This is a genomic window from Gordonibacter sp. An230 (genome assembly GCF_002159915.1).
Lineage (GTDB): Bacteria > Actinomycetota > Coriobacteriia > Coriobacteriales > Eggerthellaceae > Rubneribacter.
The window spans coordinates 1-23640 of record NZ_NFJP01000024.1 but is presented as its reverse complement, the minus strand read 5'-3'; the positions used below and the strand labels follow the sequence as shown (position 1 = coordinate 23640).

The following is a 23640-nucleotide window of genomic DNA, read 5'->3' as shown; positions in this document are numbered from 1 at the left end:
TTCGCTTTCTCTCACGTGCGAAGCACGCTCGGCCGCGAAACACGGCAATCTCGGACACCTCAATGCTTCTTGCTGACTTACGTTCGACCGATGAGCAAAGAGAGAAAGAAACGACCCGTGAACCACATCCTGAAGAAATACTGCCCCCGTATCGAGTTCGACTCCTACGAGGACTTCTACGACAACTTCCGCATCGACGTGCCCGAGGCGTTCAACTTCGGGTTCGACGTGGTGGACGAGTGGGCGCGCGTGGAGCCCGCCAAGCGCGCGCTTCTGTGGTGCGACGACGCGGGCGAGGAGCGCGCCTTCACGTTCTCCGACATCGCGCGGCTGTCGAACCAGGCGGCCAACGCGTTTCGCAAGCTGGGCATTGGCAAGGGCGACGTGGTGATGATGATCCTGCGACGCCGTTGGGAGTACTGGGTATGCGCGGTGGCGCTCTGCAAGCTGGGCGCCACCATTATCCCCGCGTCGTTGCAGCTCACGAAGAAGGACATCGTCTACCGCGCTAATTCAGCGCAGGTCAAAATGGTCGTATGCGTGGACGACGACTACGTGTGCGGGCAGATGGAGCAGGCGCTGCCGGAGGCGCCGTCTGTTGGGAGCCGCATCGTCGTGGCGGGCGAGCGCGAGGGCTGGACGGCGTTCGACGGGCTGATCGCGGGCGAACCGGAGGAGTTCGCGCGACCGACGGGCGATGCGGGCGTCACGAGCGAGGACATCATGCTCATCTACTTCACCTCCGGCACCACGGGGCTCGCCAAGGCCGTGTGCCACAACTTCGCGCATCCTCTCGGGCATATCCTCACGGCGCGCTATTGGCAGCAGGTGCGGGAGAACGAGCTGCACATGAGCGTGACCGACTCCGGCTGGGCGAAGTTCGGCTGGGGCAAGATATACGGCCAATGGATCTGCGGGGCGACCGTGTTCGCCTACGATATGGACAGGTTCGTGCCCACGAAGCTTCTGCAGAAGATGCAGGACTACCGTCTTGCAACGTTCTGCGCGCCGCCAACGATGTACCGTTTCATGCTGCAGGAGGACGTGGCGTCCTTCGACCTTTCGAGCGTGCGCAATTTCGCCACGGCGGGCGAGCCGCTCAACGCCGAGGTCACCATCCAATGGGAGCGCCTCACCGGCAAGAGGATCCGCGAGGGCTTCGGACAGACGGAGGGGCCCGTCCTTCTCGCGACGTTCCCGTGGATCGAGCCGCGCCCCGGCTCGATGGGCAAGCCCTCGCCGCTTCTGAACATCAGGCTTTTGGACGACGCGGGACGAGAGGTGCCCGACGGCGAGGAGGGCGCCATCTGCGTGACCGGCCTGCGCGAGGCGTACCCTCCGGGGCTGTTCGTGGGCTACTACCGCGACGAGGAGCGCACGCGCGACGCCGTGGGCGGCGACTGCTACAACCTGCATGACATGGCATGGCGCGACTCGGACGGATACTGCTTCTTCGTGGGGCGAAACGACGACGTCATCAAGTGCTCGGGCTACCGTATCGGGCCCTTCGAGGTGGAGAGCGCGCTCATCGAGCATCCCGCGGTGGTGGAGTGCGCCGTCACGGCCGCGCCCGACCCCGTTCGCGGCAAGGTGGTGAAGGCCACCGTGGTGCTGGCCCGCGGTTGGGAGCCGTCGGATGCGCTCGTGCGCGAGCTTCAGGAGCATGTGAAGCACACGACGGCACCCTACAAGTATCCCCGTATCGTGGAGTTCACCGACGAGCTTCCCAAGACCATCGGCGGCAAGATAAAGCGCAAGCTCATCCGCGCGCGCGACGGTATCGAGGACTGAGGGCCGGGGCGTCCGCTGGCACCCCCCCTGCCCTCGGCTCCTTTCCCCTTCGTTCTTTTTTTGGAGCGAGGGACTTCTGCGAAAGGATCCTTTCACGGCCGGGGCGGGATCGGCGGAGGCCGTGCAGGCACGTCGCGCAGCTCCCTTCGGAGTCTGGGCTTCTTCCCCAACGGACGGCCCCGTCTCCTCTGGCCGCAAGGGGATCGATCCGGGGTCTGCCGAGCATGGGATCGCATCGGCTTCGGTCCAGCGGCGAAGGGGGCCGCTGCCCGACCGGGGGGCTTGTCGGAGAAACGGGATCCGCGCGACGATCTTGGATTCGCCCGCATGATCGGCGCCGCATCGGGCACGCCGCGCCGGACGCCTTCCCCGGCATTGCGCTATCATGTCCCCATGGATTCTCGCGAGCCGACATACCGCGACTTCGCTCGCTGGGCGGCGCAGCCTCTCGACGAGGTGGCGCGCGACTGCGAGGTCCGCGCGTTCCATGCGCGCGGGCCGGGCGGGCAATGCGTGAACACCGCCGACTCGGCGGTGCGCATGACGCACCGACCCAGCGGCATCGCGGTGTCGTCGCGGGAGTCGCGCAGCCAGTTCCGCAATCGTCAGCTGTGCCTCCGGAAGCTGCATGCCCAGTTCGTGCGCAGGGCTGCGGCCCCCAAGCCTCGCCGAGCCACGAAGCCGACCCGCGCTTCGAAGGAGCGGCGCCTCGCCGACAAGCGCCATCGTGCCCAGACGAAGGCGCGACGCGCCCGCGTGGACGGCGAATGAAGCGCAGGTTCCCGCGTCGCCACGGTTGCGCCACGGTTCGGCGACCTCTCCTGTCCTGGTCGTATCGTGGTGCGTGACGACGAACCGTGCGCCCGCCGCTCTGTCGGGCGCGTGCGAGAGGAGGCGCTATGGCGCGATTGGAAAGCGTGAAGGACCGCATAGAGCTGCGCAACGGCACGGGCGTGCCGTGCGTGGGCTTCGGCACGTGGAAGCTGCCCGAAGGCGAGGCGGGCCTCGACGCCCTCGGCCAGGCCCTCGCCGATGGCTACCGGCACATCGACACGGCCGAGGTCTACGGCACCGAGCCCTGCGTGGGCAGGGCGCTGCGCGACAGCGGCGTCGCCCGCGAGGATCTGTTCGTGACCTCGAAGGTATGGAACGACCATCGCGGCCGCGATACCGCGCTCAAGGCCTTCGAAGGGTCGCTCGAGCGGCTCGGCCTCGACTACCTCGACCTGTACCTCGTTCACTGGCCGGCCACGCAGGGTGCGGACGACGAGTGGCAGAGCACGAACCGGCAGACCTGGCGCGCCCTCGAGGAGCTGTACCGCGACGGCCGGGTGCGCGCCATCGGCGTGAGCAACTTCGAGCGCCGCCATCTCGAGCCGCTCATGGACGCAGCCGACATACTTCCCATGGTCAACCAGATCGAGCTGCATCCCGGTTGCGCCCAAGAGGAGACGCGCTCGTTCTGCGATCGCCACGACATCGTAGTGGAAGCGTGGTCGCCGCTCGGAAGCGGGCGCGTGCTCGGGAGCGCCCTGCTCGCGGACATCGCGGCCAGGTACGGTTGCACGACGGCGCAGCTGTGCCTGCGCTGGTGCCTGCAGCGCAGTGCCATTCCGCTGCCGAAGTCCGCCGATCCGGCGCGCATCTCCGAGAACGCGCGCGTATTCTGGTTCGACATCTCGGAGGAGGATCTGCGTCGCATCGACGAGCTCGAGCTGTCCTGACGGTCCGATCTCGATCCCGGCACGGCGGGCTTCTAAAGAGCGCGCCCTTGCCAAGCGCGTCGGGCGTCCGTTCGACCCCTAGCCCGCAACTCATGCGTCTCCCGCGCGGTGTGGCTACCATTGTGCGCGCTTCGCAAAACGCGTGGATTGCCGAGAAGGGAAGGACGGGCAACGGGCTTCTGCCGGGCTGCTTCCGCCTGGTCGCGGTGCTCGCTCGGCGTCGCGGGCGCTTGACGACGGCAGCACGGAGCGGCAACGGCTGCCGCTTCCGACGCGCGACGGCGCGTGTCGCCGTTAAAGTGCTCAGGAAGGCGCGCATGCATCCGAGGGCCAGGGAGGCTGCAGATGGCGCGCATGCCCGGCATCGCGGGCCGCTCCGCGCAAGGAGCGCCTGTCCGGGGAGTCCGCTGCGGAGTGCGCGAGGGCCTTGCCGCGCGCCTTGGGAAAGGAGGCTCGCCATGAGCATCGTCGCCGCATACGTCGTCGTCCATCCGTCGCTTCGCGATCCGAAGGCGGCGCGCTCGGGTGCGCCCGAGCGCGCCGGATTGGGATCGTCGCTCGAAGAGGTGGGCTCGTTCGGGGCCTTTCGCGAGGTGGCTCGCCGCATTGGCGCGCATGCGCCTGAAACCGTGATCGCGATCTCTCCGCGCGCGCCCCGGTTTCGCGACTGCTTCCATCTCGCGACCGGAGAGGCCGCCCTTGTCGACGAGGCCCCTTCCCGGGCTTTCGCGGGCGCGGTGCGCAACGACGAAGCGCTCGTGGCTTCCGTGGCCGCATGCGCGCGCAAGCATGCGGCGCCCATCTGCGGCAGCGGGATGGGAGATGCCCGGCTCGATTCCGCGACGGCCTTCCTGCTCCCCTTCTTTGCCGAGGCGCTCGGGGGCGCGCGCGTCGTGCGCGTCGGTGTCTCCGACCTTCCGTCCGCAGCGCACCTCGCCCTCGGCCGCTGCATCGCGGAGGCGGCGCGCGATCTGGACAGGAAATGCGTGCTCGTGGCGATCGGCAGTTTGGACGGCGAAATCGGAGTGGCTGCCTCGGGCGATGCGCGTGGGGCGGCGCGTTTGGAGGGCACCGTGCTCGCCCGTGGCGTGGCGGCGTTGCTCGATGCGGGCGATCTGGAAGGGCTGCTGTCCGTCGATCCTGCATACGCCGAGGCGGCCGGCGCGTGCGCGCTCAGGCCTCTGCAGGTCATGGCGGGGGCGCTTGAGGGGGCTCCTTTCACGCACGAGCTGTTGGGTCGCGAGGCGCCGACGGGCGCAATGCGGCTCGCGGCGGCGTTCGAGGTGCGCGGCGCGCAGGGAGACGGAGCGGTCTCGTCGCCCGTCGATGCCCAAGCGGCCGCGCGCAAAGCGGTCCGGCAGGCCATCCGCGAGGAGGGGGCGGACCCGTACGCGGCGCTCGCGAAGGCGAGCGTCGAGGGGCTTGCCCGCACGGGCGGGCCCATCGACCGTCCCGCGCATCTGCCCTCCGAGCTCATGGACGAGCGCGCGGGGGTGTTCGTCTCGCTGCGCGCCCGCGCCGGGCTGCGCGGACGCGCGGGGACGTTCGAGCCGGTCACAGGATGCGTTGCCGATGAGATCATGCGAAACGCCGCATCTGCCGCGACCGACGGCGCGCTCTCCGCGCCCGTGAGCCCCTGCGAGCTCGAAGGCTTGTCGTACGTGGTGGACGTGCTGCGCCCGGCGATGCCGGTCGGATCCGTCTCGGAGCTCGACCCCGCCCGCTGGGGAGTGGCCGTGTCGAAGGGTCGACGGCGCGGGGTCGCGCTGCCGGGCCTCGAAGGCGTCGGCACGGCGCGGGAGCAGATCGAGCTCGCCAAGCGCTCGGCGGGCATCGACCTCGCCGACGATGACGTGGAGCTCGAGCGGTTCGAGACGGTGCGGCATACGGCCTCCGGGATCCTCGACGGCTGAGGACGACTTTCGCGCCCTTCGGCGGCCGGGCGCGGCTCGGCGTTTGATTTTGCCGCCGCTTGCGCTATCATGGCCGTGCGCCGGTTTCGGCGCGCGGTCGAAACGGAGATGGATGGGCCCTGGTGGGCCCCACGGCCTTCAAAGCCGCTGTGAGGCGCGCAGAACGTCTCGGGTGCGTTCGATTCGCACGCATCTCCGCCAACGAGGCGGAAAAGCGCATCGTATGAACCTGATCCCGACAACTGGATAGGAAAAAGGCTCGAATCTTGAGGGAAGCGTTCGGGTGGGGCGTTCGCTTGCGGTTGGAGCCAGCAGGCTGCGCCTTGCCCGACTATGCGCCGGTCGCGCCTGCGACGTCCCAAGAGCCGGGCGCCCATTCGGATGCGCTTGGTTGGAGCGCTGTCGAGCGCGATGCGTCAGGGCGTTGGGGGCCTCCTTCGTTCCAGGGCCGACGAAGCTGCGCACTCGAGGCGTTGCAACGGCCTTCGGGCTGAGCGCCTTTTCGCCGACGGGATGGCGCAGCCGCCTTTTGCGCTGACGAGTCGGCTGTTCCGGGTCGCGCGGACGGCCTCGCATCGGCCGGTGTTGCGACGGCGGACGGCCATGCGCTCGCCGTCGGCCTTTGCCCGCCTTGCTTGGGCCGCGCGTTCTGGAACCCTGCGTAGGCTCGAAGGGCGCGGATGCGGCGAACGCGACGCCACGAGCCTCGAAGAATCCCCGCGCAACGCGTCGTCGGCGATCCCTCCCTCCTCTCGTCGATCCCACTGCAGCTCCCTTTCCCGCGCGCACCCCTCGTCTAAAATGATTTCACATATGTGTCATATAAGGAACCGTGCGTCGTCGGCGGGGGGGGGGTGGGCGCTTGGCGATCGAACGCTTCTCTCCGAGCGCGGTCGCGCGGAGGGCGGCGCGACGGGTTCAAAGCGGCCAGGATCGCAAGGCGGCCGGTGCTCTCCCGGAGCCGTCAGCGGTCTTATAAGCCGACGAACGGTTTTTTCGAAGGGGCGGCTTTCCGCTTGCCGCCGAGAACACCTGCTTGTCGATGAAATATGGAATTAAATGAGTTGCTTTTAGGAAAATAGGCGAAGCAATAGAGAAAGGAGGCTTCATGAAGGTCGCGTTCTTTCCCGGATGCCTGGTCGATATGTTCTACCCCGAAGTGGGCATGGCGGCCGTCCGTGTGCTTGAGCGCTTGGGATGCGACGTCGAGCTGCCCGACAAGCAGGTGTGCTGCGGCCAACCTCTGTTCAACTCGGGATTCGGCAAGGCTTCTGCCCCCATCGTCAAGAACGCCATCGACGCCTATGCAGACTACGAGACCATCGTGTCCTTGTCCGGCTCGTGCGCCTACGCGCTCAAGGAGGAGGCTATGCGCTTCGTGGGCGACGATGCGGCCTATCGGCGGAAGCTCTCGGCGCTCGCCCCGCGTATCCACGAGTTCACCGAGTTCATCGTGGACGTGCTCGGGGTCGTCGACGTGGGCGCCCGCTTGGACGGCACCGCGACGTACCACCGCAGCTGCCATCTGACGCGCTGCCTCGGAATCGAGCGGCAGCCGCTCGCCCTGCTCTCGGCGGTGGAAGGGCTGTCTCTTGTCGAAATGCGCGCGGCGGATCGATGCTGCGGATTCGGCGGAACGTTCAGCTTCAAGGAGCCCGAGATATCCGAGCAGATCGTTCGGGAGAAGACGCTTGCGGCGCTCGAATGCGGCGCCGACTTCCTCGTAGGCGCGGATCAATGCTGCCTCATGAACATCAAAGGATGCCTCGACCGCATGCGCGAGCGGGGGGAGACGAACTCGCCTTTGCGCGTCCTTCACATAGCCCAGATCCTCGACATGCGGAAAGGAGCGTGACCCATGCCGGTCATCTACGACGAGGCCCCCTTCAAGGAGCGGGTGAAGACCAACCTGGCCAAGGAGTTCCAGCATGGCGCCATCATGTCCGCTCAGGACGTTATCACCGGAAAGCGGGACGCCCTGGTCGAGGCGGAGCCCGGATGGCATCACCTGCGCTCCTCGGCGGCCGCCATCCGCGCCCATGTGCTCGACAACCTCGACTTCTACGTCCGGCAGTTCGCCGAGAACGCGGAGCGGCGAGGATGCCGCGTCCATTTCGCCCGCACGGCCGACGAGGCCGCGACCATCATGGAGCAGGTGATGCGCGACGCGGGGGCCGCGACGTGCATCAAGGCCAAGAGCCTGCTCACAGAAGAAGTGGGCGTGAACGAGCATCTGGAAGCCTGCGGGATGCGCGCCATCGAGACCGACTGCGCTGAGGTCGTGCTGCAGACGGCGGGGAGCGCGCCTTCGCACATCGTGGTGCCCGCGCTCCATTTCGACCGCGCGTCTATACGAGACCTGTTCCGTGAGCGTCTCGGCTACGAGGGCGAGGACGACCCCGAGGAGATCACTCGTTTCCTGCGCTCGTTTCTGCGTCCGCGCTTCCTTTCGGAGCGGGTGGGCGTTGCGGGGTGCAACTTCGCGGTCGCCGATTCGGGCACGTGCACGCTCGTCACGAACGAGGGCAACGGGCGCATGGTTTCGTCCTTTCCCGAGACGCTCGTGGTGTTCGTGGGCATCGAGCGCATCGTGCCCGACCTCGCTTCGCTCGATGTGATGACCCGCCTTCTGGTGACGAGCGCCGTGGGGTCGAAGTTGACGAGCTCTTTCACGCTCAACAGCGGTCCGCGGCTTGAGGGCGAGGCGGACGGGCCGAAGAGCGTGCACGTCGTACTGGTGGACAACGGCCGCAGCGACATCCTCGCCGGACCTTACCGCGATGCGCTGCGCTGTATCCACTGCGGAGCGTGCATGAACACCTGCCCCGTGTACCGGCACATCACGGGTCACGCCTACGGCTCGATCTACCCCGGCCCCATCGGCGTGGTGATGACCCCCTTGCTCGAGGGCTACGAGAGGACGAAGAAGCTTCCGAACGCCTGCACGCTGTGCGGGGCGTGCGCCGACATGTGCCCGGTGCGCATCCCCCTCAACAGCCTCATCCTGCAGCATCGCAACAACTTGGTGGACGGCGGGTACGTGCAGGGCGGCGAGAGGATCGCGTTCGAGGCGGCGGGGAAGCTTCTGGGAAGCCGTGCGCTGTACGGCATGATGGCGGGCGTCGGCCGCTTGGGCATGAAGGCGATGACGGGCAAGTCGGGGCGCGTCGGCGAGGCTTCGAACTGGATCCCCGTTCTCAAAGGCTGGACCGGATCGCGTGATCTCGATCCGATGAAAAAGACGTTTCGATCTCAATTCGCCGAGCGGCAGCGGTCTCGTCAGGATGGCGCCGGGGACGCTGACGCCTCGTCGGGTGTCGAGGAAGGAGGCCGTCGATGAAGGAGACGACGCTCGAGGAGTTCTTGGGGCCCATCTCGGCGGCCTTGGGACGCCGCTCTCCGGCCGATCCCGGCCCGTCCCCGGATCCTTCCTTCGGCATGGAAAGGGAGCGGTTCGCCTCGCTTTCCCGAGAGGAGCTGGTCGAGCGATTCGAGCTGGAGGCCGCCGCTATCGGAACGGCCGTGTCCCGAGCGACCCTCGACACGCTGCCGGGGGTTCTGGCCCGGCAGGCGCGCGCTTTCGAAGCGCGGCGGGCCGTGTGGCCGGACGACCCCCGGATGGTCGATCTCGGCTTGGTCGAGGCCCTGACGGAGGAGGGGGTTCTCGGCACCGCATGGGATCCCAGGCGTCCCGAGCAGAGCATCGCCTGCGCGCGTGACGCCGATGTGGGCATCACGTTTCCGTTCGCGGGGATCGCGACCACGGCGACCGTTGCGCAGCATTGCGACGAGAAATGCGGCAGGTCGATAAGCCTGCTGCCCGCGTGCCACATCGCCATCGTCGGGACATCCACGATCGTCCCGCACATGATAGACGTTCTCGAGCGGATCGACGGAGCCCGGGATAGCGGGGAGCTGCCCCCTCTGCCGTCGAGCCTCGTGTTCGTGACCGGCCCATCCGCCACCTCCGACATCGAGCTTGTCCGCGTGGTGGGCGTGCACGGGCCCGTGAAGACGGCGGTCATCTTGCTCGAGGACGGGCCGGCCCCATCGGCCTGATGAAGACGGGATCGAACGCCCGCATCCGCCTGCCCCCCGAAAAGGGGTCTCGTGAAAGGAAGGCACCATGTTCCAGGCAACCGTCGACCCTGTGGGGGGAAGCCTCGCGCTCTCGGCGCTTACGGCCTGCGCCCCCCTGGCAACGTTCTTCGTGATGCTCGCAGGTTTCAAGCTCAAGGCCCACGTGTCCGCGTTGGGAGCGCTCGTGGCCTCTCTTCTCGTGGGGATCCTGGCTTTTCGCATGCCGATCGACCTTGCGCTGCTTTCGGCGCTGCAGGGGGCTGCCTACGGGGCGTTCCCCATCGTGTTCATCATCGTGGCCGCCGTGTGGTTCTATGAGATCACGGTCGTTTCGAAGCGCTTCAACGATCTGCGCAGCTTCTTCGACATCGTGGGCGGAGGCGACATCCGCATCCAGGCGGTGCTCGTGGCGTTCTGCTTCGGAGCGCTGCTCGAAGCGCTGGCGGGATTCGGGGCCCCCATCGCCATCACGGCCACGATGGTGCTCGCCTTGGGCGTGAAGCCCGTTCGCGCGGCTCTCGTGGTGCTGATCGCCAACACCGCCCCGGTCGCCTACGGGGCGGTCGCCACGCCCATAACCACGGCTGGCAGCATGGTGGCGGGCGGGGACGCCTCGGTCGCCGCCGAGACGGCGGAGCACGTGGCCGCCATCGTGGGCGTGCAGGCTCCGCTTTTCGCCCTTGTGGTGCCCTTGCTCGTGTGCGTCGTCCTCGACGGGCGCAAGGGCGTGCGCGACTGCTGGCCGGCCGCCCTCGTCATCGGCGCGTCCTTCGCTCTCACCCAATGGTGGTGCTCGAACCATTTCGCCTACGAGCTGACCGACGTGATCGCGTCGCTCGTGTCCTTGGGCGCGGCCGTTGTGTTCATGCGCGTGTGGAAAGCCAAGGGAGCCGACGAGGCCCGCGAGCGCATGGGGGCGCCGGCGGGCTCCTCGGATGCGGCCGGGAAGCTCTCGCTTTCTCGCGGCTGGATGGCCCTTCTGCCCTACGTCGTGGTGACGGCGGTGTTCGCGATAGGCAAGCTGGGGATACCGGACGTGTTGGCCGCGACCGACATAAAGATTCCGTGGCCGGGCTTGGCCGGCAACGTGACGAACGCCCTCGGAGCCGACCCGGGCACCACCTACACGTTCAACTGGCTGTCGAATCCAGGGACTATGCTCGTCGTCGCCGGTCTCATCGTGGGGCTCATCTACTCGGTGTTTGACGGAGGCGGGGCGTACAAGGTGACGATGGGCACGGTCGTTCGGGAGCTGTTCAGGACCGCGTGGAAGATGCGCTTGTCGTGCCTGACCATCGTGCTCGTCTTGTCGCTCGCCTACGTGATGAACTTCTCCGGTCAGACCATCGCCATCGGCCAGCTTCTCGCAGGGACGGGCGTGTTCTTTGCGTTGCTCTCGCCCGTGCTCGGCTGGGTGGGGACGGCGGTGACGGGTTCGGACACTTCGGCCAACGCCCTGTTCGCCAGCCTGCAGCACACGGCCGCCCAGGCCAACCCCTCGCTTGCGGCCACATCGCCGGATCTGTTCCTCGCCTCCAACACGATGGGCGGCGTCATGGGCAAGATGATATCCCCCCAATCTCTGGCCATTGCGGCGGTTGCCACCGGAGAGCATGAGTCGTCGCTGTTCAAGAAGGTCCTTCCGTGGAGCTTGGGGCTGCTCGCCTGCATGTGCCTGCTCGTGTTCCTGCAATCGGGGCTGCTGTCGTTCATGATCCCCGGCTAGGGATCGTCTTCGGATCCCCCGTCCCGACCTGCGAAAGGCGGCCCCTCCGTGCGGTGCGGGCCGCCTTTCGCCTATCGGCCCTCGAACGAAACCTCCGAAGATGGAGAGCGGCCCGGCGGGAGGGCCCTGTCCCGATCAGCGCGCGTTGAGGACGCGCAAGTCGCCTTCGCGGCGGGTCAGGCCCTTGCCGTCGAAGTGCTCGAGGAGCGGGATGGCGTACTTGCGGCTCGTGCCCATGGCCTCCTTGAGCTCGGCGGCGGTGGCCGGTCCGGAGGCGAGGCGCTCGAGCGCCGCGGCCTCGAGCGCCTCGAGGGCCGCGGCGTCGAAGCAGAGCTCGGCGCCGACGCGCGCGATGCGCCCCTGCCGCTCGAGCGCTCCGAGGGCGCGGCGGGCGACGGCGGGCTCGTAGCCGCAGCCGGCCACGAGCTCGGCGACAAAGGGCGGTGCGGCTCCGGCGGCGGCGAGGTCCGCATGCAGCTTCTCGGCGGCCTCCTCGTCTCGCTTGCGAGCCTTCGCGCCCGCGCGGGGGTGGCTCGCCCTGCCCTCGTCGACCTCCGCCGCTCCGCGGGCCGCTGCGTCTTCGAGCAGGGCGTCGAAGCACTCCGGCGTCGCGTTCGGGAGGCAGCGGCGCCGGAGCGCGTCCTTCGCGATGCCCGCTGCGGCGGGCTCCTCGGCATGGAAGCGCAAAAGCGCGTTCTCGAGGGCGGCTCGATGCCTTTGCAGCTTCTGGGGCGCCGAAAAGCGCGCTTTTCCGTCGCGGGAGGGGAGGGCGACGGCTTTCCCTTCCGCCTCGAGAGCTGCCAGCTCGCGCCGCGCCGCCTCCTCGCCGATGCCCGCCGCCGCGGCGAGCTCCTCGGCGGTTGTCGGAAGCGCTTCGAGGGCGAACGCCGCGCGCGCGGCGGCGGCCTCGTCCCCGTCCCTGAGCGCGACGAGCAGCTCCTCGGTCGTCGGGTCGAGCGCGGTCGAGCGCCGCGGCCGCGCGCGCAGCACCGTGCCTCCGCCCACGACGCGCGCCGAGGAGGCGGAGCGCAGGACGAATCGGTCGCGCCAGGACACGGGCAGCGGCTCGTCGAGGCGGATCTGCGCGAAGGCGCGCTCTCCCGCCGCGAGCCTTTCGCGTCCGCCCATGAGAAGCGCCCGTCCGCCCGTCTCGCGCGTGCCGTGCGCCACGCGCACATGCGCGCCGCTCTCGAGCGGGCGCGCGGCGCCGGGAGCGCCGAGGTAGCGCACCTCGGCGTCGAAGCGGTCGGTGGCCCGCAGCGCGCCGGGCGCCGTCAGGAAGCAGCCGGGACGGGCCTCGTCCACGGACAGCGCGTTGAGGTTGAGCGCGACGCGGTTTCCCGCCCGCGCGCGCTCGACGGGCTCTCCGTGCATCTGCACGCCCCGGATGCGCGTGCGCGCCCCCGAGGGGAGGACCTCCACCTCGTCGCCCGCCGCGGCCGTTCCGCTCCACAGCGTGCCCGTGACCACGGTGCCCGCTCCCTTGACGGTGAACGCGCGGTCTACGGGCAGGCGCAGGAGCCGGCCCGCCTTGGCGCGCGTCGTGCGCGCGGCGGCGCGCGCCAAGGCGGCCTCGAGCTCGCCGATCCCCTCCCGCGTGCGGCTGGAAACCGGCACGATCTCGGCATCGGCGAAGGGGGTTCCCTCCAACCGCGCGCGCACCTCCTCGGCCATGAAGGCGCTCCACTCCGCATCGACGAGGTCGGACTTCGTGAGGGCGACGACGCCCGTGCGCACGCCGAGGAGGTCGAGCACGGCCAGGTGCTCTTCTGTCTGGGGCATGACGCCGTCGTCTGCGGCGACGCACAGGAGAGCGAGGTCGATGCCCGTCGCGCCGGCTATCATCCGGCGCACGAAGCGCTCGTGCCCCGGCACGTCGACGATGCCGAGCGACGTGCCGTCGGGCAGCTCGAGGCGCGCGAAGCCGAGCTCGATGGTGATGCCGCGAGACTTCTCCTCGGCCAGGCGGTCGGGATCGACGCCGGTGAGGGCCCTCACGAGCGACGACTTGCCGTGGTCGATATGGCCCGCCGTGCCCAGGACGAGGTCTTCCCTCGTCCGTCCGTCCGCCCTGCTCATGCGCCCGCCTTTCCGGCCGTCCCGGCCTCTTCGAAGTAGGCGCGCACGGCCGCGGCCACCTCGAAAAGGTCGTCGTGGGAAAGCGTGCGCGCGTCGAAGAGCACGGCCTGCTTGCTGATGCGGGCCACGACGGGCACTTCGCGTCGCCTCACGAGGAACTCCTCGCAGCTCTGGGCGCATCCGCGCTCGAAGCCCACGCGCACGGCGTGCGTTTCGATGTCGCACAAGGGTAGGGCCCCTCCTCCCGCCCGCGCCGTCTCGGGCACGACCTCGATGCGCGCGCAGCCCTCGGGCACGGCCTCGCGCAACGTTCGCGCCAGGAGCTCGGCGCGCTCGCGCACGGCCTCGGCGGGTTCGGAGAGCATCCGGAGCACGGGGATGCTCCGAAGCGCCCCTTCGGGGTCGAGGTAGAGCCGAAGCGTTGCCTCGAGGGCGGCGATCGCCATCTTGTCCAGGCGCATCGCGCGGGCGAGCGGGTTTCTCTTGAGGCGCCCCACCAGCTCGCTCGAGCCGACGACGATGCCCGCCTGAGGGCCGCCGAGCAGCTTGTCGCCCGAGAACGACACGAGGTCGCAGCCCGAGCGCAGCGACTCGGCCACCGTGGGCTCGGCGGAGGAGCCCAGGAATCCGAGGCGCAGGAGCGTGCCGGATCCCTGGTCCTCGTAGACGAGGACGGAATCCCGCCCGCCCCGCGCCGCCCCGCGCCGCGCGTTCTCCTCGTCGGCGATCCTGCGCAGCTCGGGCACGCCGACGTCCTCGGCGAATCCCACCACGCGGTAGTTCGAAGGATGCACCTTCAAGAGCATCGACGTGCCGGGCGCGAGGGCGCGCTCATAGTCGGCGGCGCGGGTCCGGTTCGTCGTGCCCACCTCGCGCATGAGCGCGCCGGAGAGCTCCATGATGTCGGGGATGCGGAACGACCCGCCGATCTCGACCAGCTCGCCGCGCGAGACGACGGCTTCCCGTTCGCGGGCGAACTCGGAGAGCACCATCATGACGGCGGCCGCGTTGTTGTTCACGGCGATGGCGGCCTCGGCTCCGGTGAGCGCGCAGACGAGGCGCTCGACGTGGTCATGGCGGCTTCCGCGGGCCATCGAGGCGACGTCGTACTCGAGCGTGGAGTAGCCGCGCGCCACGTCCGCGACGGCCTGCACGGCCGCCTCGGGAAGCGGGCTGCGCCCGAGGTTCGTGTGGACGACGACGCCCGTGGCGTTCACCACGCGCCGAAGCGACGGACGCAGGCAGGCGAGCGCCCGTGCGACGGCCCCCTCGACGACGGTGCAAGCCGCCTCGTCCGCGTCTGCGCAGGTCCGCTCTCCGGCGAGGAGGCGCTGCCTGAGCTCGTCGGTGGCCTCTCGCGCGCAGTCGGCCAGCACGGAGCGCTCCATGATCGCCTCGAGGGCGCGCAGCTCGGGGGCGCGCAGGGTCTCCTCCACCTGCGGCAGCATGCGAAGCTGGTCTGTTCGGGGCGTCGTCATACGGGGCCTTTCTCGCGTGCGGGAAGGACCCGCTCTCGACGGATGGAACGGATCACAGTATACGCAATCCCCGCACGCCGCGGAAGACGGCCGGCGCGGACGGTCCGGACGGCTCGTGCGGACGGTGCGGACGGCCTGCGCACGCCGCTCGCTTCCCTTTGCGCGCCCTCCCTTCGTTTTCGCTTGGCGAATCGGGCGGAATCTGCGATGATATGACGTTTCCGAGGGTTGCGCGAAGAGGCTATTCCGATCTTCCCCGTCTGCGCGCGGCGCCGAGGGGCCTTGGCGCGCGAGGGGCGCGGGCTCCCAGCCGCTTCGGGCGGGGGATCGGACGGAAGAGAGGAAAGGCGGGTTTCCATGGCGACGACGCGGGACGGGTCCGAGGCTTCGAGGCCCGATGCGCTCACTCCGGCAGAGACGCTCGAGAAGGCCGAGGCGCTCGGCGTGTCGAAGGCGGGCATGGCCGCGGACCGGTGCTTCGTCTCGGCGATGCTGGCCGGGGCGTTCATCGGCTTCGGCGCCACGTACTTCTTGGTGGTCTCGGGCGACCCGAGCCTGCCGTTCGCGGCGCAGCGCGCGATGGGCGGCGTCTGCTTCTGCCTGGGGCTCGTGCTCGTGCTGTGCTGCGGCGCGGAGCTGTTCACGGGAAACAACCTCATGGTGACCTCGCTTCTGTCGAAGAGGATCAAGATGGGCGGGCTGCTGCGCAACTGGGCGATCGTGTGGGCGGGAAACCTTGCGGGGTCGCTCCTGGCCGTGGCCCTCGTCTTCGCGGCGGGCGTGGCGGACATGAACGGCGGCGCCGTGGGGGATGCGATGGTGTCGGTTGCCGTGGGCAAGGTCGCGCCGGGGTGGGGGACGCTGTTTTCCAAGGCCGTCATGTGCAACATGGCGGTGTGCCTGGCAGTGTGGATCGGGTACTCGGCCCGCACGGTGGCCGACAAGGTGCTCGGCATCCTCCTGCCCATTTCGTTTTTCGTGGCTGCGGGTTTCGAGCACTGCGTGGCGAACATGTTCTTCCTCCCCATGGGCCTGCTCGCGAAGGCGCTCGGCTGCGGATCGGCCGTGGCGGGCGTCGAGGCGCTCGGTGCGGGGTCCGCGCTGTGCAACCTTTCGGCCGTCACGCTTGGCAACGTCGTGGGCGGCCTGCTCGTGGGCGCTGCCTACTGGTTCGTCTACCGCAGGAAGGCCGCATCGGGGTAGCGCGGCTCGGAGGGGGGCGCGACGGGTGCTCGGGCGAAGTCGGGCGCGCCCGTGGTTCTGCGGCGCCCGGCGCGTCCGCGCGAAGCGCGCCGAGGCGGCAAGGCCTCCCATGCGGCCGCATCATGCGATGTGCGGCATCGGTGTTTTTCCGACCTGCGGGCTTCCGCGCGATTGCGCAACGGGGCCGAGGGAGGTATCATTTCCCTGCTTGCAGCTTTCTCGCGGGCGTCCTTTCTGCGCGGATCCCCTCTTTCTGCACGCTGCGAGCGCGTTCTTGCGCGCATGCCGCGCCCTTTGCGGGCCGCCGCTCCGCGTCCGCGCGCCCTTGTCGCGCGACCACAGATGAAAAGACCGCCGCGGCAGGCGCTTTGGCGCGCCGCAGTCGAAGGCGGGGCCGCTGGCGGCCGTCGCTTTGCGCGAGGCCGTTCGAAAGGGGCTCGAAGAGGCGCCCGAAGCTCTTCGGCGCGTCGGCGCCGCGCGGTCTTCCCGGCGGAGCCGCATGCGCGAGCATGTCGTTCTGCGATTTTCCGATGTCCGAGGTCGGCGGCGCATCCTTCGCGGTCCGCCGAGCGTCGACGCCCTGCCCGCTGGGCCACCCGAGGGAGGGCGCGAGAGAGAGGAGCGCTTATGGAGAGGATCGACGCGCGGGGGCAGGCCTGCCCTTTGCCGGTGGTGCGGGCGAAGAAGGCGCTCTCTGCGATGGGGGAGGGGTCTCTTGAGGTGCTTGTGGACAACGAGACGGCGGCGCGCAACCTCGAGGCGCTCGCGCGGGCCCTCAAGTGCGCCTCCGAGAGCGAGCGGCGCGGGGGGACGGAGTTCGCGGTGCGCATCGCGAAGGGCGCGGAGGTCGCCGGCGCCGATGCGGCCGCGTCCTCCGCGGGCGACGCGGCGGAGCGAGGGCCCGCGTCCGCGCGCGGCGGGCGGGTGGCCGTCGTGTCGTCGGAGACCATGGGCTCGGGCGACGATGGGCTCGGGCGCACGCTCATGAAGGGCTTCCTGTTCGCGCTCACGCAGCTCGACGATCCGCCGGAGGCCGTCCTGCTGTACAACGGCGGAGTGAAATGGGCTTGCGAGGGATCCGAGGCGCTCGACGACCTGCGCGCGCTCGCGGGCGCGGGCGCGGACGTGCTCAGCTGCGGCACGTGCCTTTCGCACTACGGCTTGACCGAGCGTTTGGCAGTGGGCGAGCCCACGAACATGTACGACATCGTCGAGCGCCAGATGTCGGCCCGCGTCGTCGTGAGGCCGTGAGGCGATGATCTACCTGGACAACGCCGCCACCACGGCGCGCAAGCCCCCCGAGGTCGCGGCCGCGGTCGCCCGCGCCATCGACGGCTTCGGGGGCGCGGGCCGCGGCGCGCACGGGGCGTCGCTCGACGCGGGGGTCGCGGTGCTCCATGCGCGCGAGGCCCTCGCGCGGCTTTTGGGCGCGCCGTCGCCGTCGCGCGTGGCGTTCTGCGCGAACGCCACGGAGGCCCTCAACGCGGCCGTGGCGGGGCTTCTGCGCCCCGGCGAGCGCGCGGTGACCACGGCCGCCTCCCACAACTCGATGCTGCGCCCGCTGTTTCGCAAGCAGGACGAGGAGGGATGCGAGGTGGCCGTGGTGCCGCACGACGCGCGCGGCGCGCTCGACTACGGCGCGCTCGAGCGCGAGCTTTCCCGCGGCGCGCGGCTCGTGGCGGTGGCGCACGCTTCGAACCTCACGGGCGATGTGTACGACGTGGCCCGCATCGCGCGCCTTGCGCACGAGCACGGGGCGCTCGTCTTGGTGGATGCGGCCCAGACAGCGGGCTGCGTGCCCCTCGACATGGTTCGAGACGGAATAGATCTCGTGGCGTTCACCGGGCACAAAAGCCTCTACGGCCCGCAGGGCACGGGCGGTCTCGCCGCGCTTTGCCATGTGGAGGTGCCCCCTTTCAAGGAAGGGGGCTCGGGAGCGCGCAGCTATGATCGTCGCCATCCTGCGCGCATGCCAGAGAGCCTCGAGGCGGGCACGCTCAACGCGCATGGCCTCGCGGGCCTGGCTGCGGGCGTGGCCTTCGTGCAGGAGCGCGGGGTGGAGGCGGCCGGCGCCCGGGCCCGCGCGCTCGCGGAGCGCTTCGAGCTCGGCGTGCGCGCCGTTCCCGGCGTGCGCGTGCTCGGCGGGGGAGGCGACGCGGGGCGATGCGGCATCGTGGCGATCAACGTGGCCGACGTCGACTCGGCGATCGTGGCCGGCGAGCTGGATGCGGGCTGGGGCATCTGCGTGCGAGCGGGGGCGCATTGCGCGCCGCTCATGCACGAGGCGCTCGGCACGCGGGGGCAGGGGGCGGTGCGGTTCAGCTTCAGCTGCCTCGGCACCGAGGCCGAGGCCGATGCGGCCGTGCGCGCCGTCGCCGAAGTGGCCGAGGCGGCGTTCTCGTGAGCGCCGTGCGGGAGAAGGTGCCCAAGGTGGTGGCCACGTTCACCTCGACGGGCGACGCGCTGGCCGTGGAGGCCGCGGCCCGCGAAGGGGGCGTCCCCGGCCGGATGATCCCCGTGCCGGCGGCCGTTTCGGCCGGTTGCGGGCTGGCCTGGTGCGTGGACGCCCGCGAGCGCGGCGACCTGGAGCGCGCTCTCGAGGAGAGGGCGCTTCCCTTCGAGGCCCTGCACGAGGTGGAGCTGTACTGAGGGGCCCCTTCGCGCCTTTTTTCCGCGCAGGAGGCAGGGGAGGGCGGTGACTGGTAAGGGGCCCGGCCTCTTTTCCCGGCATGTTCCCGATGCCGTCTGCAGGAAGGTCCGTGGCCGCGGGCCGCTTCTCCCCTTAGGGGCCCTGCCCCGACGCCATGGCGTCGGAGCTTCGCGACTTTTCCGCGGAAGCGGCGCGCGCCTTGACGCGTCGCCGCGCTTCCGGTTTCGAAGACGGGCCGCGCGCCGTTGCGGCGCCGTTTCCGGACGATGCGCGGACGCGGTTTCGGGCGCGCGGGAGGCCGTGCGCAGGGTCGGCGCCCCGAAGGAAGGGCGGCTCGGGAGGGCCTCAGCGAACCTCGATCGTCCCTGGCGCTCCGTCCGTCACGCGCCCGATGAGCGACGGCGCGCGTCCCGCCGCCTTTTCGAACGCCTCCTCGAACGTTGCGACCGCATCGGGGGGCACGGCCACGAGCAGGCCGCCGGAGGTCTGGGGGTCGCAGAGCACGCCCATGCGCGCTTCGAGCTCCGCGTCGTCGAGGGCTTCTTGCGACACGAACGCGCCCGCCCATTCGACGAGGTCGAACGTCTTGCCCGGCCGGCAGAAGTCGCGCGAGAGCTCCAGCGTCCCGTCGAGCAGGGGCAGCGCGCCCCACTCGAGCGCGGCCGCGGCGCCCGACGCCTCGAGCATCTCGTGCAGGTGCCCGGCCAAGCCGAACCCCGTCACGTCGGTGGCCGCGTGCGCGCCGGCCGCGAGCATGGCCTCGGCCGGCGCGCGGTTGAGCTCCATCATGGAGTCGATGGCGGGGCGCATGCCTGCGTCGTCGATGAGCCCCGCGCGGAACGCCGCGTTCGCGATGCCGGTTCCGAGGGGCTTGGTGTAGAACAGCGCGTCGCCCGGGCGCGCGCCGTCGTTGCGCACGATGCGGCCGGGATGGACGGTGCCGAACACGGCCAGCCCGTACTTCGGCTCGTCGTCCTCGACGGAATGGCCGCCGGCCAAGACGGCTCCGGCTTCGCGAACCTTGTCCGAGCCGCCTCGCAGCACCTCGGACGCGACGTCCTTGCCGAGGCTGCAGGGGAATGCGAGGATGTTGAGGGCCGCGAGCGGGCGCGCGCCCATCGCAAACACGTCGGAGAGCGCGTTGGCCGCGGCGACGGCGCCGAACTCGTAGGGGTCGTCCACCACCGGCGCGAAGAAGTCGAGCGTGAGCACGGCGGCGGTGTCGTCGTCCAAGCGATAGACGGCGGCGTCGTCGGAGGTGTCGAAGCCCAGCAGCAGCTCGGCCGTCGGCGACGGCGCGATGCCCTTCAGGATGTCGGAGAGGTCGCCCGGACCCCACTTTGCCGCTCAACCACCCTTCTCGGTGAGGTGCGTCAGCCGTATGCGCTCTCTCTCGCTCATGGAAGCCGCCTATCGTGGTCGCTTATGGTCGATGGAGCGAGTATAGCGCATCGCGGCGGGGCGGGAAGGAGGGTCGTGCGCTTCGTGGCCGACGCCCGCATTCTTCGAGTCGATCCGGAGACGCCCTCCCGAGACGGGCCGCCGACGCCCGTGTTTTTAATTTTAATGGTAAAAGTATGCCATTCTCTGGTATTATGTTATCTGCTTCGTAACCTTTAGGAGGCGGACGAGAGAAAGGAACTCACATGGCAGGACAGATCAGGATCTCCCCCGACGTCATGCGCCAGCGCGCGGGCCAGTACCGCAACGAGGCGGCCAACGTGAACGCCGTCATCGCCAGCATGGACAACCTGCTGAGCATGCTGCAGAGCGAGTGGGAGGGCGAGGCGAGCCAGTCCTACGCCCAGCGCTACGCCGAGCTCAAGCCCGGCTTCCAGAAGGCCGAGGAGCTCATCCAGGAGATCGCCCAGGCCCTCGACCAGACGGCGGCCACCCTGGAGGAGACCGACGCGGCCATCGCGAGCGGGTTCAGGGGCTAGCGAGCGACGCGTCCAGCGGCCGCCCCGCAGGCCCTTGCTGCCGGCGGGGCGGCCGTCTGTCAGGGCCCATCGCGTCGGAAGACGGCGAAAGGAGAGTCGGCGTGCACCGGATGGGCGGCCCTGCGAAACGGAGACGGACATGCTGATCACGCTGATATCTGACGGGAACATCAACACGTCCTCTTTGCCCGAGGAGGCATCCGGCATGGTCTGGATAGCCGAACCTGCCTCGTGCGGCGGGCGGCGCTGGGCCCTCGCGGAGGCCAAAGACGGCGCGTGGGTGCTCTCGCCCAAGCGGGGGCTTCGCCTCCTCAGCGAGCAGGGTGAGCCTCTGGGCAAGGCTGCGCTCACGCGCGACGAGGAGGCCGTGTTCCAAATAGAAGGGGGCGAAGCGTCGGCGGCGCTGGTGGTTCGCCCGGCTGCGACGGGGGATCGATCATGGCGCATCGTGGGTTTCTCCGACGACGAATGCCTCACCGTTGGAAGTGCGGCCGACAACACGCTGGCGCACTCCTCGCGCTTCGTGTCGTCGCACCACGCGCGCATCGACTACGAGCGCGATGAGTTCTCCGTTACCGACTTGGATTCCGCCAACGGCACGTTCGTGAACGGTCGGCGCATCCAGCCGCAGCGGCGCACGCCCCTCGCCCCAGGCGATGTGCTGGAGGTTTTGGGGTTGGTGATGGCATTCGGCCACCGGTTCGTCAGCTTCAACAATCCCGGCGGCGCTCTCGCAGTGAATCCCACGCCCACGTTCGTGCCCTTCGAGCTGCCGCCCGCCGTTCCCTCCCCCGATGCTGGGCGGGAGGTCGAGGGCGATGACGAGGAGGAGCGCTTCTACCCCGCTCCCCGGTTCAAGCGCGACGTCGTGCGCCGGGCTCTCTCGGTCGACCCGCCGCCCGCGCCCCGGAAGCCGGACGAGACGCCCCTTGCCATGAAGATAGGGCCGTCGATGGTGATGGCGCTGGCGGCGGTGTTCTCGGGCGCCGCCATGTTCGTGCGCATGCAGGAGTCCGGCGGGTCGCCGCTATCGGCCGCGCCCACGCTGGTGATGGCCGTGTCGCTGGTGCTGGGCAGCGTGCTGTGGCCCGTTTTGGCGCGGCGCTTCGAGGGTAGGCGCGCCGACCGCGCCGAAAAGGAGCGCCGCCGCGCCTACACCGCCTACTTGGACAGGATGAGGTCGCTCATCCGCGACGAGGCGGCTTACCAGAAGGAGGTGCTCGAGGAGAACCGCGTCGAGGTGGGGGAGTGCCTGCGGCGCGCGTTCGAGCGGGATCCGCGCCTCATGGACCGCACGCCCGCCCACGACGACTTCCTGGAGGTGCGCGTCGGCACGGGCGCGGTGCCGCTCGCGGCCGACGTCCGCTACCCCGACGAGCGCTTCAGCGTGGAGAGGGACGACCTGTCCGAGGTGGTGTTCCGGCTGGCCCGCGAGCCGAAGGACATCAAAGACGCCCCTCTTGCCGTGCCGCTGGCGGCCAACCCCGTGGTGGGCATTGCCGGTCCGGCGTCCGAGGCGCGACCGTTCGCGTTCGGTTTGGTGGCGCAGGTCGCGTGCCTGCACTCCTACGAGGACGTGAAGCTCGTCGTGCTTGCGGAGGGGGCGGAGGCGGGCGCGTGGGCCTGGGCCCGCGCCCTTCCGCACGCCTTCAGCGACGACCGCGCCGAGCGCTACGCCGCGTCCACGTTGGAGGAGGCGACCGAGCTGGGGCTCTCCCTGGGGCGCGTGGCCGAGGAGCGGCGCGAGGCCGGCCGGAGCGGGGGCGCGGCGCCCCTGCCGCACTACGTGGTGGTGTGCGCGTCGAAGCGCCTCGCCGACAAAGGCGAGCTGGTGGCCGGATTGGCGCGCCGCCCCGCGCCTGGGTTCACCGTGGTGTGCGTGGCCGAGGCGCGCAAGGACCTGCCGCGGCAGTGCACCTGTATCGTGGAGGTGGCCGATGGCGCGGGCACGATACGCGCCAAGGACGACGCGAGCGGGGAGGGTCTGGCGTTCCGCCCCGACGCGTTCGCCGATCCGCGGGCTTGCGAGGCGCTCTGCCGCGCGCTCGACCTCGTGCGCCTGGACGTGGCCTCCGCGCGCGAGGCCCTGCCCGACTCCCTGGGCTTTCTGGAGATGTACGAGGCGGGCAACGTGGGGCAGCTGGGCGTGCGCGCCCGCTGGGCCGAGGCGAAGGCCTCCGAGACGCTGGCCGCCCGCGTGGGCGCGGGCCCGTCGGGCGAGCCGTTCCTCCTGAACCTCCACGAGCGCTTCCACGGCCCGCACGGCCTCGTGGCCGGCACCACGGGCAGCGGCAAGTCGGAGTTCCTCATCTCGTGGGTGCTCTCCATGTGCGTGGAGTACTCCCCCGAGGAGGCGGCCTTCGTGCTCATCGACTACAAGGGGGGCGGCCTGGCCGGGGCCTTCGACAACGAGCGGGCCCGCCTGCCGCACCTCGCCGGCACGGTGACCAACCTCGACGGCGCGGCCATCGCCCGCTCGCTCGCCTCGCTGAAGAGCGAGCTGCGCCGGCGCCAGGCGCTGTTCAACGCCGCGAGGCCCGCGGCGGGGGGCGGCACCGTGGACGTCTACCGCTACCTGGAGCTCTTCCGCGAGGGCAAGGTGGGCGAGCCCTGCCCGCACCTGTTCGTGGTGGCCGACGAGTTCGCCGAGCTCAAGCAGCAGGAGCCGGAGTTCATGGACGAGCTGGTGAGCGCCGCGCGCATCGGCCGCTCCCTCGGGGTGCACCTGGTGCTGGCCACCCAGAAGCCCACGGGGGTGGTCAACGACCAGATATGGTCGAACTCGAAGTTCAAGGTCTGCCTCAAGGTGGCCGACGCGGCCGACTCCAAGGAGATGATCCGCCGCCCCGACGCGGCGGCGCTGTCCCAGGCGGGCAGGTTCTTCATGCTCGTGGGCTACAACGAGCAGTTCTCGTCGGGCCAGGCCGCCTGGGCGGGCGCGCCCTACGAGCCGGCCGAGGCCTTCGCGCCGGCGGCCGACGACGCGGTGGAGCTCGTCTCGGGCGCCGGCCGCGCGCTCGCGTCGGCCCGCCCGGCCCAGACTCTTATACACATCT

The 23640-nt window shown here is 69.9% G+C and carries 17 protein-coding genes and 1 tRNA gene; 15 read left to right on the top strand and 3 right to left on the bottom strand.

What is annotated here, in order from left to right; translation table 11 throughout:
- The first annotated feature begins 117 nt into the window (after positions 1-117).
- The 9 genes from B5F40_RS11905 to B5F40_RS11870 all read left to right on the top strand — a co-directional run bounded on the left by B5F40_RS11905 (position 118) and on the right by B5F40_RS11870 (position 11234).
- Positions 118-1791, top strand: coding sequence for an AMP-binding protein (locus B5F40_RS11905; protein WP_087194503.1), 1674 nt, complete (start codon positions 118-120; stop codon positions 1789-1791).
- Positions 1792-2073: 282 nt separating this feature from the next.
- A complete protein-coding gene (locus B5F40_RS11900) occupies positions 2074-2562 on the top strand; it encodes a peptide chain release factor family protein (protein WP_239443037.1) in 489 nt (162 codons plus the stop codon).
- Between the two features lie 128 nt (positions 2563-2690).
- Positions 2691-3515 carry an aldo/keto reductase gene (locus tag B5F40_RS11895; RefSeq protein ID WP_087194502.1) on the top strand — a complete coding sequence of 275 codons (825 nt, stop codon included), beginning with the start codon at positions 2691-2693 and terminating at the stop codon, positions 3513-3515.
- Positions 3516-3973: 458 nt separating this feature from the next.
- The gene (locus B5F40_RS11890) at positions 3974-5428 is read left to right on the top strand and encodes an AMMECR1 domain-containing protein (protein ID WP_087194501.1); all 1455 of its coding nucleotides are present in this window, start codon (positions 3974-3976) and stop codon (positions 5426-5428) included.
- A 104-nt stretch (positions 5429-5532) separates the two neighbouring features.
- Positions 5533-5629, top strand: a tRNA-Sec gene (locus B5F40_RS16300).
- A gap of 907 nt (positions 5630-6536) precedes the next feature.
- Entirely contained in the window at positions 6537-7283 is a 747-nt protein-coding gene (locus B5F40_RS11885) for a (Fe-S)-binding protein (RefSeq protein WP_087194500.1), read from the top strand.
- Positions 7284-7286: 3 nt separating this feature from the next.
- Positions 7287-8768, top strand: a complete 1482-nt coding sequence (locus tag B5F40_RS11880) for a LutB/LldF family L-lactate oxidation iron-sulfur protein (RefSeq protein WP_087194499.1) — start codon at positions 7287-7289, stop codon at positions 8766-8768.
- Entirely contained in the window at positions 8765-9487 is a 723-nt protein-coding gene (locus B5F40_RS11875) for a LutC/YkgG family protein (RefSeq protein ID WP_087194498.1), read from the top strand. The genes B5F40_RS11880 and B5F40_RS11875 overlap by 4 nt, the downstream gene beginning before the upstream one ends.
- A 67-nt stretch (positions 9488-9554) precedes the next feature.
- Positions 9555-11234 carry an L-lactate permease gene (locus tag B5F40_RS11870; protein WP_087194497.1) on the top strand — a complete coding sequence of 560 codons (1680 nt, stop codon included), beginning with the start codon at positions 9555-9557 and terminating at the stop codon, positions 11232-11234.
- A gap of 135 nt (positions 11235-11369) precedes the next feature.
- Here the strand turns inward: B5F40_RS11870 and selB are convergent, their stop codons facing one another.
- Together selB and selA are read right to left on the bottom strand one after the other, a co-directional pair.
- Positions 11370-13313 (bottom strand): selenocysteine-specific translation elongation factor, encoded by a 1944-nt coding sequence (gene selB / locus B5F40_RS11865; protein WP_087194496.1) that lies wholly within the window; start codon positions 13311-13313, stop codon positions 11370-11372.
- Positions 13310-14791, bottom strand: a complete 1482-nt coding sequence (selA, locus tag B5F40_RS11860) for an L-seryl-tRNA(Sec) selenium transferase (RefSeq protein WP_087194495.1) — start codon at positions 14789-14791, stop codon at positions 13310-13312. Before selA ends, selB begins: the two co-directional genes overlap by 4 nt.
- 357 nt (positions 14792-15148) lie before the next feature.
- On the opposite strand from selA, the gene B5F40_RS11855 reads away from it, so the two are divergent.
- The 4 genes from B5F40_RS11855 (at position 15149) to B5F40_RS11835 (ending at position 18643) form a co-directional block, all read left to right on the top strand.
- Positions 15149-15994 (top strand): formate/nitrite transporter family protein, encoded by an 846-nt coding sequence (locus tag B5F40_RS11855; RefSeq protein ID WP_087194494.1) that lies wholly within the window; start codon positions 15149-15151, stop codon positions 15992-15994.
- 627 nt (positions 15995-16621) lie between these two features.
- Positions 16622-17245, top strand: coding sequence for a sulfurtransferase-like selenium metabolism protein YedF (gene yedF, locus B5F40_RS11845; RefSeq protein ID WP_087194492.1), 624 nt, complete (start codon positions 16622-16624; stop codon positions 17243-17245).
- Between the two features lie 4 nt (positions 17246-17249).
- Positions 17250-18398, top strand: coding sequence for an aminotransferase class V-fold PLP-dependent enzyme (locus B5F40_RS11840; protein WP_087194491.1), 1149 nt, complete (start codon positions 17250-17252; stop codon positions 18396-18398).
- The gene (locus B5F40_RS11835; RefSeq protein WP_239443036.1) at positions 18395-18643 is read left to right on the top strand and encodes a DUF3343 domain-containing protein; all 249 of its coding nucleotides are present in this window, start codon (positions 18395-18397) and stop codon (positions 18641-18643) included. Before B5F40_RS11840 ends, B5F40_RS11835 begins: the two co-directional genes overlap by 4 nt.
- Positions 18644-18989: 346 nt before the next feature.
- Here B5F40_RS11835 and selD read toward each other — a convergent pair whose 3' ends face one another.
- A complete protein-coding gene (selD, locus tag B5F40_RS11830; RefSeq protein WP_087194490.1) occupies positions 18990-20045 on the bottom strand; it encodes a selenide, water dikinase SelD in 1056 nt (351 codons plus the stop codon).
- Between the two features lie 245 nt (positions 20046-20290).
- Between selD and B5F40_RS11825 the strand changes: the two genes are divergently transcribed.
- Both B5F40_RS11825 and B5F40_RS11820 read left to right on the top strand, forming a co-directional pair.
- Positions 20291-20584 (top strand): WXG100 family type VII secretion target, encoded by a 294-nt coding sequence (locus tag B5F40_RS11825; RefSeq protein ID WP_087194489.1) that lies wholly within the window; start codon positions 20291-20293, stop codon positions 20582-20584.
- A 139-nt stretch (positions 20585-20723) separates the two neighbouring features.
- A partial coding sequence (locus B5F40_RS11820) for an FtsK/SpoIIIE domain-containing protein (protein ID WP_140396497.1) occupies positions 20724-23640 on the top strand: 2917 nt, incomplete at its 3' end.